This is a genomic window from Symmachiella macrocystis, assembly GCF_007860075.1.
Classification (GTDB): domain Bacteria; phylum Planctomycetota; class Planctomycetia; order Planctomycetales; family Planctomycetaceae; genus Symmachiella; species Symmachiella macrocystis.
In genome coordinates, this window is sequence record NZ_SJPP01000001.1 from 4,591,116 (window position 1) to 4,604,697 (window position 13,582).

Sequence of the window (13,582 nt, forward strand, 5' to 3'; positions counted from 1 at the left end):
ACAAACGTTGCCAAGCAGGTCGGTGATGCGGCGCCGCAGTTCATAAAAGCACACACGTGTTCAAATCAGCGACCGGTCGTCGTCTCTCTTCGCCTAGGTCGCATCCTATATCCGACAAAGGTAGCGGGTCATGCTCTCAATGACGTTCCGACCACTTGCCGTATCTTTGATGTTGTTCGCTATCGGCCTTGCTCCGGTCAGCGCGGCGGACGAACAGCCTGCTGCCAAAGAACCGGCTGCCCCGCAAGTCAGCTTTTACAAGCAGATTCGCCCGATCTTTCAGGCGAATTGTCACGGCTGCCATCAACCGGCCAAGTCGGGCGGCGGCTACGATATGACGTCGTTCGACAAACTGCTCGGCGGTGGCGAATCGGAAATCCCGGCTGTTGTGGCCAACATGCCCGACGAAAGCCACCTGTTAGAATTGATCGTTCCGGTCGATGGCGAAGCGCAAATGCCCCGCGGCCGAAAACCGCTCACGGATTTCGAAATAGAATTGATCCGTCAATGGATTGCACAAGGGGGCGTGAACGATACGCCCGAATCGGCCAAACGGCATTATGACAACGAGCACCCGCCGATCTACACAGCGCCGCCGGTTGTCACTTCGTTAGATTATTCTCCCGACGGAACACTGCTTGCCGTCGCTGGATTTCATGAAGTCTTGTTGCACAAGGCGGATGGATCGGGATTGGCTGGACGTTTGGTCGGAATGTCGGAGCGCATCGAATCGGTGCGGTTTTCCCCCGACGGAAAACGCTTGGCCGTAACCGGCGGATTGCCGGCGCGGATGGGAGAGGTCCAAGTCTGGGATGTGCAAGAACGCAAATTGACGCTCTCCGTTCCGGTCACTTACGACACGATCTACGGCGCAAGCTGGTCGCCCGATGGGAAACTGATCGCGTTTGGATGCTCCGACAATACAGTGCGGGCTATCGATTCCACTACGGGCGAACAAGTCCTTTATCAAGGCTCGCACAGCGACTGGGTGTTGGATACGGTCTTCTCGGTTAAGGGCACAAACCTCGTTTCCGTGGGCCGCGACCGGACAGCCAAACTGACCGAGATCGAAACGCAACGCTTTATCGACAACATCACCTCAATCACTCCCGGCGCGCTAAAGGGCGGCATTGCCACCGTCACGCGGCATCCCACATCCGACGTAATTTTTGTCGGCGGTGCTGACGGCGTGCCCAAGTTGTATCGCATCTTTCGTGAATCCAAACGCGTCATTGGCGACGATGCCAATTTGATCCGCCAATTCCCCCCACTCAAAGGCCGCTTGTTTGGTGTCGCCATCAGCAAAGATGGCAGCCACGTCGCCGCCGTCAGCAGTGACAACACATCTGGCGAAGTCTTGATCGCCAAATATGAGTTCGACGTTGAAATGCCAGAAGACATCAAGAAAATTTCGCTCAAGCGCTCCAGCCAACGTTCCGCAGCGGAACGAAAACGGTTGGAGGAATACCGCACACAGGGCGTCCAAGCTGTGGCCCAAACTACTGTGGACAACACCGGCTTATACGCCGTCGTCTTTCATCCCAACGGAAAAACGATCGCAGTTGCCGGTGGCGATGGCAAAATTCGCCTCTACTCCACAGAGAACGCGAAACTAGTAAAAGAATTTCTCTCGGTGCCAGTCAGCGACGAAATCGTCCAACGCGAAATCGAAGACTCCATAACGACCGCCTCCAACGACGCATCGGCTCCGGAATCAATGCCGGAAGGTCAACAGGTAGCTGCCCTCGAAGTTCAGCCGCAGGAAATCACCATCGATCACCGTTACGATTCGGTGCAGTTTCTTTTGACAGCCGTCCTGCAATCGGGCGAACGGGTCGATGTGACTCGCATGGCGCAGTTCGTTGCCACCGAGCCAATCGCGAGCATTTCACCAACCGGTCTGTTACGAGCCAATGCCAACGGCACAACCGAAATTACGTTTACCTTAGCCGATAAGGCCGCAAAGGCCGTCGTGCATATCACCGCTGTCGAAGACGACTTTCCGGTTGACATGAAACGTGACGTGGTTCCCACGCTAACGAAGCTCGGTTGTAATGCCGGCACTTGCCACGGGGCGAACAAGGGCAAAGCCGGATTCAAGTTGTCGCTCCGCGGCAATGATCCCGAATTCGATCTGCGGGCCTTTACCGATGACTTGGCGTCGCGTCGCGTCAATCGTGCTTCGCCCGACAATAGCCTAATGTTGCTCAAAGCGGCTGCGGCGGTCCCCCACGGAGGCGGACAATTGGCCAAACCCGGAACGCCTTATTATGAAATCATTCGCAAATGGATTTCCGACGGCGCAAAGTTGGACCAAGCGGTTCCCCATGTTATTAAAATCGACGTCACACCTCAAAACCCCATCGTGCAGTTGGCCGGTTCCAAACAGCAGATGCGCGTGGTGGCAACGTATTCCGACGGCACCACACGTGATGCCACCGCCGAAGCCTTTGTCGAAGTTGGCGACATCGAAGTCGGCTCGACCGACGGCACTGGCTTGATCACCGTCCTCCGCCGCGGCGAAACACCGATCCTCACCCGCTATCAAGGCGCCTATGCGGCCACGACCATGACCGTCATGGGAGACCGTTCAGGTTTCGTCTGGCAAGACCAACCGGTAAATAATTACATCGATGAAATGATCGTTAAAAAACTGCAGCGCACCAAAACCGTGCAGTCCGGTCTATGCACTGACGCGGAATTCGTTCGCCGCGTCTATCTGGACCTGACCGGATTGCCTCCCACAGTCGAGCAAGTCAGCAGTTTCCTCGCCGACAGCCGCGATGCCCGTCTGAAACGCGATGAATTGATTGACCAATTGGTGGGGAGCAATGATTACATCGATCATTGGACCAACAAGTGGGCGGACCTGTTGCAGGTCAATCGCAAATACTTAGGCGCCGAAGGGGCCAAAGCGTTCCACGATTGGATTCGCATGCAGGTGGCGGACAATACGCCCTACGACCGCCTCGTGCACCGTATTCTGACAGCCAGCGGCTCCAACATGGAGAACCCGCCCGCGTCGTATTATAAAATCCTGCGGACTCCCGAAGAGACGATGGAGAACACGACGCATCTGTTTTTAGGCATCCGGTTCAATTGCAACAAATGCCACGACCACCCCTTCGAGCGTTGGAAGCAAGACCAGTATTACGAGACGGCCGCATTTTTCGCACAAGTGGGACTGAAAAAGGATCCCGCCTCGGGCGACAAAAAGACCAAAGGCACAGCTGTCGAAGGGGCCAAACCGTTATTTGAAATCGTGTACGATAAAAACGAGGGTGAGGTCAAACACGTCACCACCGGAACCGTCATGCCCCCGACGTTTCCGTTCCCAGCAGAGCATGCAGCTAACGAGTCCGCCTCACGACGAGAGAAATTGGCGGCTTGGATCACCTCGCCCGAGAACCCGTACTTCGCCCGCAGCTATGTGAACCGCTTGTGGGCTTATCTGCTCGGCACTGGGTTTATTGAGCCGATCGATGACATCCGCGCGGGCAACCCGGCCACCAATCCCGAATTGCTGGAGCGGCTGACGAATGACTTCGTGCAAAGCGGATTCAACACGCGACAATTGGTACGGCTGATTTGTAAATCGCGTGCGTATCAGTTGTCCATCAATTCTAATCGTTGGAACGAAGACGACAACATTAACTATTCGCACGCTATGGCACGGCGACTTCCCGCTGAGGTTTTATACGACGCTCTGCATCGTGCGACCGGTTCGATGTCGCATTTCCCCAACCTCCCCCCGGGAACGCGCGCCGCCCAATTGCCCGATGCCGGCGTGAAGGAGCCCAGCGGATTTCTGGCCCAGTTCGGTCGTCCTCCCCGTGAGAGCGCCTGTGAATGCGAACGTTCCAGCGGCGTGCAATTCGGCCCTGTGATGGCCATGGTCACCGGCCCAACCGTGGGCGACGCCATTGCCGACCCCAAGAACGACATCGCTCGTTTGGTTCAGCGCACCTCGGATGATGCGCAACTCATCAACGATTTGTTCATGCATATTCTCAACCGCCCCGCAACGGAACAAGAAATCGCGTCCAGCTTGGAAGTCTTCAAGGAGATCCCGCGGGAACATGACAAGCTCTCCCATCGTTTGCACGTGCAGGAAGAAAGCCTCAAACCGCTGATGACCGCCCAAGCAGCACAACGCAAAGCCTCCATTGCAGCCGCTCAGGCGGCAATCGCAGCCTATGAAAAAGCCGTCGCACCGAAAATCGCTGAGTTAGACAAACAACAGAAACAGCGGACCGAAATGCTCGCAGCGGCGCTCAAAGACTACGAAGCAACGCTGCCGGCCAAGTTTGCGGCTTGGGAAGCACGTGAAGATCGCAACACCCCCTGGGTCGCCCTCGATCCCGCACAACTTTCCACAACCAACACCGCAACGTTGACCAAGCAAGAGGACCTGTCGGTGGTAGCGACCGGGACCAACGGCGTCGGTGCGTACAATGTGGTGGCCGAAACGCCGCTCAGGGGAATACGTAGCATTCGATTGGAAGTTTTGGCCCATGAGGGCAGCCCCAAGAAAGGCCCCGGACGTTCGGGCGATGGAAACTTCGTCCTGACCGAATTCGAGGTTTGGGCCGCTCCTAAGGGAAACCCGGATCAAAAGACAAAATTGAAGTTGGTCGACGCACGGTCCGATTACGACCAAAAGGGATATCCAGTGGTCACAGCGATCGACGGTGTCTCGGCCGCTGCCGGTAACGGCTGGGCCATCTCCGGTAAGACCGGCGAGAACCACTATGCCAGTTTCTCACTAGCCGAACCGGTTGGACTGCCGGGCGGAACGATTTTGACATTCCTACTCAAACAAGAATTCAATTCCAAGACACACTCCATCGGCAAGTTTCGGCTCTCAGTCACAAATTCCGCCGATCCAATCCTACTCAACGGGGTGGATGCTGAAATTGCCAAAATCCTGGAAGTCCCCGCTGACAAACGTACCGCCGAACAAAAAACGGCCGTGGCCAAATACCTCCGCGGCTTCGACAAGGAGTTGCGAAAACACGAACAGGCACTCGCTGAAAGTCGCCAACCCCGACCCGAAGATCCCGTACTCAAAGCCATGCAGGCCAACTTAGAAGTCGTCAGTCGCCCGGTACCGATCGAACCGGGATTGCGTCGCCTGCGCGGGGATGTCAAACTGAGCACCGAGCAACTGGTCCAAAATCGACTCACCGCGGCACAAGACATTGCGTGGGCATTGATCAATAGTCCTTCATTCATGTTCAATCGATAACGTCCAGCGCGACGCTCAGGCAAACATGAACGAACCAATCGCCGACGCTACTAACCATTCACAGAAATCATCTGTTCACAAGATTACGGAGAACCTGTCATGCTCGTGATTCCCGGACAACTTGGAAAAGACGTATGCGATAAAAACGTCGGCCCTACGCGTCGCGATTTATTGCGGGTCGGCGGTTCGGCCATGCTGGGCATGGGACTGGGCACGATGTTTAATCTCCAAAACGCCGCGGCCAAAGGACCGGAAGCCGTCGGCGGACCGGGGTGGGGCCAAGCCAAAAGCGTGATCATGATTTTCCTGCAAGGGGGCCCCAGCCACCTCGACTTGTGGGATCCCAAGGAAAACGTCCCTGCCAATATCCGCAGCCCGTTTCAACCGATTTCCACCAAGCTGCCGGGCGTGCAGTTCACGGAAATGCTGCCCAAATTGGCGCAGGTCAACGACAAAATCACTATGATCCGCTCCATGAGCTATACGCCCAAGGGGTTGTTCAACCACACCGCTGCCATTTATCAAATGATGACCGGCTACACCACCGACAAGGTCAGCGCCTCCGGTCAGTTGGAACCCCCGACACCGAAGGACTTTCCGAACTTCGGCTCCAACATCATTCGTCTCAAACCACCCACCGAACCGATGTTGCCGCTGGTGATGATGCCCCGACCGCTGCAGGAAAGCAACGTCGTCGGCAAGGCTGGCACAGCGGGCTTTTTGGGCCGCGCGTACGACCCGTATTATCTCTATCCCGAAGGAGATGATATGAATATGAACAAGATGGACAACATTCGGGTCGACGACTTAAAACTCCGTCCCGAGGTCTATGCCACTCGCTTGCAGCGTCGCGCCCGTTTGCGGGATTCGATCAACAAAGGCATGCCGCAAATTGAAAAAGCGGTCAAGCATTACAATTTGAACCAGTCCTACAGCCGGGCGCTGGATTTGGTCATCTCCGGCCGCGCCCGCGAGGCGTTCACCCTCGATCAAGAATCAACGGCGATGCGCGATCGATACGGCCGCAACACGTTCGGCCAAAGCTTATTGCTCGCCCGACGACTGGTCGAAGCCGGAACCCGCGTTGTCGAGGTTGTCTGGCCCAAGGTGGCCAACTCGGACAACCACTCTTGGGACGTGCACTCCGGCTTGACCAAACGCATGAAAACCCAATCCGCACCGATGCTCGACGCGGGCCTCTCGGCGCTGTTCTCCGACTTAGACGAACGGGGCCTGTTGGACGAAACCATGGTCGTCGCCATCGGCGAATTCGGCCGCTCGCCGCAACGGGGGGTAAGTACTTCCGGCAACAGCAACACGTCCGACGGCCGCGACCACTGGCCCTATTGCTACACCGCATGTGTCGCCGGGGCGGGCGTCCACCAAGGCCGGATCCACGGGGCTTCGGACAAAACCGGATCGGGACCATTGAACGACCCGGTGCACCCGGGACAACTCTTGGCCTCAATCTACCATTCGTTCGGGATCGCCCCCGATACGATCGTCTACAACCACCTCAACCAGCCGCGAGAATTGGTCAAAGCAGAAACCATCCCCGGCCTCTACCAAGCCTAACCGGCACACAAACACATCTGGGAGGGCGAAGCTCCCGCTGAGCCTGGCACCAAGTTTAGCGTAGCTATTCACAGCTGAGCATAACAACGCCCAGGGTAACCCAAACGGGTGCCACTGCTGGCTTGTCCAGCAGTGTTTTCAGCCTCGCACTTTGTACTGCCGAACAAGCCGCCAGTGGCCCCTCGATTTCCACCTGACTTCCCGAGCCGTACCGCACGATTGGCATAGGTGTGCACAGCTGGGCCTGACAACGCCCAGGATAACGCGCGGCTCAATCCGAACCGCGCGTCCCCGGAATGCTCATTGCTATGGCTTACTTCTTCTCATCCGTTATCGCTGCCTCGTCCGGAGAGGCATTCGGCGATGTCGTGACAACCAAGCCGTGCTGGAAATACGTTTGCACAGCTTTGACAACATCGTCGACCGTCACGTCCGCGATCCGTTTGTCATACCCACGGTCGTGGTCGTAGCCCAAGCCGTACAACTCATCAATGGCTGCTTGGAACGCCTGTGCACTGGGGGTGGTGTTTTTCATCGCGTGAGCTGCGATCAGTTTTCCTTTGACCCCCTCGAATTCCTCAGCGGGTACGCCTTCATTTTTAATTTTCTCGATCGCTGCTTCGATTCGCCCGATCACATCATTGATCGATTCCGGCCGCGTTTGCGTGAGCACATTGTAATAGCCTGGTGCGAATCCATTGATCTGAAAACCGAACACATAGTAGACCAATCGTGCGCCGCGCAACTCCTCGTGCAACCGCCCGCCCGCGCCGCTGCCGCCGGTCAAAATCCCGGAAAGCACCTCCAGTGAATCCCGCGATTTCTGGTCGTAAATGCTGCAGATCGGATAACTGAGCATGATCATGCCCGTGTCCTGCTTTTGGTTTTGCAGATGTTCCGATCGCGACTTGGCAAGCGTTTGGTTCTCAGGGAACTCAGGCCAATGGAATGATTCTGAACGCGGGAGCGAACCAAACATGGTCTCCAACTTGGCCAATGTGGCGTCGACCTCGATGTCGCCGAAAATGGCAATGACCATATTGTTGGGCACAAAGTAATCGGCTCGGAATTTACGACAATCCTCCACTGTCAACTTCGAAACCGTCTCGACCGTCCCGCTCACTGTGCGGTGGTAAGGCGAAGAGGCGGGGATCTCGGACGCCCAAAAATCTAAGATTTCGGTTTGGGGATTGGCAGCCCGGGCGGCAATCCGCCGCAGATGCAGCCCTTTAATGCGTTCGAACTCTTCTTCAGGAAACGTCGGTTCGACCAGCACTTGGTGGACGTAATCCATGCTCGCATCAAAATCGCTCGCCAGCACCGATGATTGCAGGTAACTCGAATTGCGCTGGCTACTGACGGAAAGCGAACCGCCGATGGAATCGAAGTATTCGTCGATTTGTTCCCCGGTGTATTTCTTCGTTCCGCGGGTCATCAACTGGCAAGCGAGCGACGCCAAGCCGCTTTCGGCGTTCGTATCACTCGTCGCACCACCTTTGACGAACGCTTGAACCGACACCAACGGCACCACGCTGTGCCGTTTGAGCAATACGGTCAACCCGTTGGGAAACTGCTTGCGAATAATCTCAGATTCGGCCGGCGAGCTGTCCGAGGTCGCCTGCCGTTTGGCGCCGCTGCCCAACGGTTCGATGATCACCGTGTTCATGCGTTGAGAAAGAAAATATTTCCGGGCAACGTTGCGAATTTGCTCAGCGGTCACTGTCTGTATGCCGGCAACGTATTGGTCGTCAAACAGCGGATCCCCTGTCGAGCGATAACTGCTGGCGAGCATCTCGGCTTGGTTTTGTACGGTTTGTTGTCCAAAAACGTGCTCGGCCGCCTTTTGGCGTTTCACCTTAGCCAACTCTGCTTCGCTGACTTCCGTGGTTTTGAGTTTGTCGACTTCTTCGAGAATAATCCGGCGGACCTCATCAATATTTTCAGGAGCACACTCCGCTGAAATCTGGAACCAGCCTTTGACAAAACCGGGTGTAAACGAAGAACTGGAGACCGATGTCGCCAACGGCTGATCGATTTTCAATCGCTTTGCCAACCGTGAACTGTCTCCATGCGTCAATACAAATGCCGCGACATCCAGCGGATACAGGTCCGGGTCTTGCAGCGGCACTGTCGGCCACGCGAGACTGATCTGCGCCGTGGGCCCTTCCATCTCCACACGAATCGTCCGCGGTGAGGCTTGATCGGGTTCGACCGGTAAGATCGGCGCGCGTTCGGTTGTGCGATGGAAGTCCTTGAAGTCCTTGAGCACTTCGTCCAGAACGTCGTCGGTGTTCACGTCCCCCACCACGATAATGATCATGTTTTGCGGTACATAGCGATTGTGATAAAAATCAATCACATCCTGGCGTTTGACCTGTTGCACGACCGGCAGATAGCCAATGGTGGGGTGCCGCATGGGGTGAACTTGATAGATGAGTTGCTTCATGCGGTTGTAGCGGACCCGGCGGCGTTCTTGTTCCCCCTTCTCCAATTCCCGCTGCACGACCCCCATTTCTCGGATGTATTCGTCTTCGGGAATCGTAGAGAACTGCATGTTCTGTGCGATTAATTCCAGGGCCAGCGCCGTCTTGTCGGCCGGGCAATCGATATAAAACGCGGTGATGTCATTCGACGTGTAGGCATTGGTGCGTCCCCCCATCGAATCGACGAGCGCCCGGACTTCTTTTTCGGGCCGGATGGTCGTCGTGCCGCCGGCGACCAAGTGCTCTAACATGTGACTCAAACCGGCTCCCATGTCTTTGCCTTCATAGGCGCTGCCGGTATTCACAACATAGCTGCGGACGGTGGCGACTGGTGCCGCATGATTCTCCTGCACGATCACGGTTAAGCCGCTGGACAACTTGGCGAGCGTCACACCCTTACCCAAAGCCTGTCGCGAGGCATAATGAATATCGATATTGGCTCGGTGCTGTGGTCCATTCACTGGGGCAAGTCCTCTCTGCGGGGAAGTATCCTGAGCGTGAGATGTCGCCACCGCAACTCCCACCAATCCAAAGACGCACGCGATTCGAAACATCATGGCCATTCCTTTTGTCATTCCGTTGCTGTTGTCCGCAGGCGCGGCAGCGCGCCCAATTACCGAATCACCAAACATACCAACCCGATCACTGTGGGCCGCATTGTAGGCCAGAAACTGAGCAGCCGTAAACCGCGTATCGCTCTTCCCCGGTACTCCCGGCTCAAATTAGGGATGCCACAGCCGTCCCCCTCCCCGTCAAATTGGGTTTGTTGAACGGCCTGAAGTCCTGGTCAGAGAATTTTCACACGATTGACTTCGTAGTGATTCCTATCCCATCGTAATTTGATAGTCAACAGCCAAGGTGATGCCCCCGAGCAAATGCTGGCGGAAAACTCACCGCGTCTTAACACTTTCCGCAGTTCTGCCGATTTGAATTGTTCACCAAGATGTCTGTCTCAAGCCAAACCTGTATCCAAGTCGATAGGCGCTAAGGAAAAGTACCAAGGCATGCATCCCTGCGGAAATTGCGTCCTCAGCATCGAGAAAACGCGCTCCTATCTCAATTCAAAGCTGTGGACCAGGAACGATTGTTTCTGAACTGTTCGTCCGGCCTTCCGCATCCAATTAGCAAAGACTGCCATCAGCATGGATGAAGAAATCCTCCAGGAATTCCTTGCCGAGAGCATGGAAAATTTGTCGCAACTCGATAACGAAATCGTCATCCTGGAAAAGCGACCGGACGACGACGATCTGATTGCCAGTATTTTTCGTACGATTCATACGATCAAAGGGACCTGTGGTTTCATTGGATTGACCGGCTTGGGGTCCGTGGCGCATGCGACGGAAAACGTACTGGGCCGGATGCGCGATCATGAGCTGCGCGTCACACCCACGTCGATCTCACTCATCCTTGAGGGAGTCGACGAAATCAAGGAACTCCTGCACGGCCTGGAAACGACGGGTCAGGAACCGGTCCACGACAACTCCCAATTGATCGCCCGTCTCGACGAATTGATGCAGTCGGCCGATGGAGATGCGGGTGATGTGCCTGCTGAGATCAGCGAGGCTCCCGTCGAAGCAACGCCCGTGGCCGAATTGATAACATCACCAGCCGTTGAGGACAGCAAACCGGTAGCCGCACCGACAAATATGCCGGAAGAGGCTGCGGACCCTTCCAAAAAAAGCATCAGCGACCTGTCGATTCGTGTGAACGTGGATGTCCTGGACAGCTTGATGAATCTTGTTGGCGAGTTGGTTCTGACTCGAAACCAACTTGTGCAAATGGTTCGCGGCGACGACGAATCCATCTTTGCCGCTCCCATTCTGCACCTCAATCGCGTGACGACCGACCTGCAGGAAGGGGTTATGAAAACCCGCATGCAGCCGATTGGAAACGCCTGGGGCAAATTGCCGCGACTCGTGCGTGATCTGGCTCAGCAAACCGGGAAACTCATTGAATTGGACATGCGGGGCGCTGAAACGGAGTTGGACCGTACCGTGCTGGACGCCATCAAAGATCCGCTCACACACATGGTGCGCAATTCAGCCGATCATGGTCTCGAATCGACGGCGGATCGTCGCGCGGCGGGCAAGCCCGAAACCGGCCTCGTCCGGCTCAATGCGTTCCATGAAGGAGGGCATGTGATCATCTGCGTCGATGATGACGGAGCGGGGATTAATGCCGAGCGTGTGCGACAAAAAGCTGTGGAAAATGGCATCCTGACCGACGCAACCGCGGCTGGAATGTCTGAAAAAGATCTGGTCAACCTGGTGTTCGCTCCTGGTTTCTCAACAGCTAAAGAAATCAGTTCCGTATCGGGACGCGGAGTTGGTATGGACGTGGTCAAAACTCAAATCGAGCGGATTGGTGGAACGGTCGACTTGACGTCGCGCCGCGGGATTGGCACCGAAGTGCGAATCAAAATCCCACTGACGTTGGCAATCATTTCGGCGTTGGTCGTCGAGAGCGGCGGGTATTCCTTCGCCATTCCGCAACTGACGATCGTCGAACTGGTTCGTGTGGCCGCTGAGGATCGCCACAAAATTGAAACCATCAATCGCAACGAAGTTTATCGGCTGCGCGATCGGTTGTTGCCATTGATCCACCTGGATCGCGAATTGGAACTGGATGATGAGCATGCAGGCGAAGAACGGGATGTGAATATTGTTGTCGTCCAAGCCGGCGACGAGCAATTCGGCTTAATCGTTTCCGAAGTGTTCGATACTGAAGAAATCGTCGTTAAGCCGGTGGGACACCTGCTCAAGGACATTGCCATCTATCAGGGCACGACCATCCTCGGGGACGGGCGTGTGATCATGATTCTCGACGTGGCAGGCATTGCCGCTCAGTTCGATGGCGGGGCGATTGCGACCGAAACGGAGTGTCAACGCGGCGACGCGGACCATGAACTCGCCGGGAATACTACAACCATGTTGGTGTTCGACGCCGGCGGAGAGTCGACGATGGCCGTTCCGTTGTCACTCGTTTCACGCCTTGAAGAATTCCCCACAGAGACGATCGAGCGGACAGGCGAACGCATGGTTGTGCAATACCGCGACAACCTGTTGCCGTTGTTGCCAATCGATCCCACATCATCCACCGATGCGAATGATCAGATTCAACCTGTGGTCGTGTTCTCCGAAGGAGACCGGTCAATGGGGCTTGTCGTCAAGGAAATCTTGGACATTCGCGAAGAACCGTTGGTCATCCGCATGCCAAGTTCGCGGCCCGGTGTCCTGGGGACGGCGATCATCAACAACAAGGCGACCGATGTGATCGACGCTCAGTACTATGTCGAAATGGCCGACCCGGATTGGTTCCAGAAAAAGTCCCAGTCCGCAGACGAACGCGTGCTGGTTATCGATGACTCTGTATTTTTCCGGCAGTTGGTGACCACGACGTTGGAAACCGCGGGCTACCAGGTGCGCGTCTGTAACTCAGCGGTCGATGCCGTCGAGGCGATCGAAAACGGAGAACATTTCGATCTCATTATCTCGGACATCGAAATGCCCATGATGGACGGGTACGAATTTGCTCAATGGTATGAGCAGCGCTGTGATGATACGCGGGCGCCCCTGATTGCATTGACGTCACTCAGCGGTGCCGATTTGGAATCACGCGCACAGCAGGCAGGCTTCGCGCGATGTCTCACGAAGCTGAACACGCAGCAGTTCCTCAGTTGCGTCCAGGAATTGTGCCACCAACGAGGACGACAAGGAGCAAGTGCATGAGCCAATCAGCAACCCTCACCGCGCCCTCGGGACGCGCCGACTCGATCAACGACCAACTCGATTACCTCAACCAATTTGTGTCATTTTCGGTCGACGGCCAATTGCTGGGCGTACCGGTCAACTCCGTACAAGAAGTCTTGAACCCGCAGTCGATCACCCGCACGCCCAAAGCGAAGCCGGAAATCGCGGGCCTGTTGAACCTGCGCGGGCAGATCGTCACAGCGATTGACCTACGAAAACGGCTAAAATTACCGGCGTTAAAAGGCGACCAGCAAAGCATGAACGTCGTGGTTCGCTTCAACGACGAGTCCTATAGCCTGTTGGTTGATGAAGTGGGGGAGGTCATCAATGTCTCGGGAGAAACCCTGCAGCCGCCACCCCGAAACTTGGACGCGCATTGGAAACCAATCACGTCTGGAGTCTATCGATTACAGCACCGATTGATCGTGATCATCAACGTTACGAATCTGTTGGACTTCTAGGTTGATCGTCATTGAGTTTGTCACCTTGACGGACAATTCCCAAACGTAATCTTAGAATTAGGTGTG

The 13,582-nt window shown here is 55.7% G+C and carries 5 protein-coding genes; 4 read left to right on the top strand and 1 reads right to left on the bottom strand.

Annotated features, from left to right (window positions below; all coding sequences use genetic code 11):
* Positions 1-130 precede the first annotated feature (130 nt).
* Entirely contained in the window at positions 131-5,248 is a 5,118-nt protein-coding gene (locus CA54_RS17865; protein ID WP_146372162.1) for a DUF1549 domain-containing protein, read from the top strand.
* Between the two features lie 99 nt (positions 5,249-5,347).
* Entirely contained in the window at positions 5,348-6,823 is a 1,476-nt protein-coding gene (locus tag CA54_RS17870; RefSeq protein WP_146372163.1) for a DUF1501 domain-containing protein, read from the top strand.
* A gap of 313 nt (positions 6,824-7,136) precedes the next feature.
* Here the strand turns inward: CA54_RS17870 and CA54_RS17875 are convergent, their stop codons facing one another.
* The gene (locus CA54_RS17875) at positions 7,137-9,863 is read right to left on the bottom strand and encodes a M16 family metallopeptidase (protein WP_197532540.1); all 2,727 of its coding nucleotides are present in this window, start codon (positions 9,861-9,863) and stop codon (positions 7,137-7,139) included.
* A gap of 585 nt (positions 9,864-10,448) precedes the next feature.
* Between CA54_RS17875 and CA54_RS17880 the strand changes: the two genes are divergently transcribed.
* Entirely contained in the window at positions 10,449-13,034 is a 2,586-nt protein-coding gene (locus tag CA54_RS17880) for a hybrid sensor histidine kinase/response regulator (protein WP_146372165.1), read from the top strand.
* Complete coding sequence (locus CA54_RS17885; protein WP_146372166.1) at positions 13,031-13,516, top strand: chemotaxis protein CheW; 486 nt, start codon at positions 13,031-13,033, stop codon at positions 13,514-13,516. The genes CA54_RS17880 and CA54_RS17885 overlap by 4 nt, the downstream gene beginning before the upstream one ends.
* The last annotated feature ends 66 nt before the right edge of the window (positions 13,517-13,582 follow it).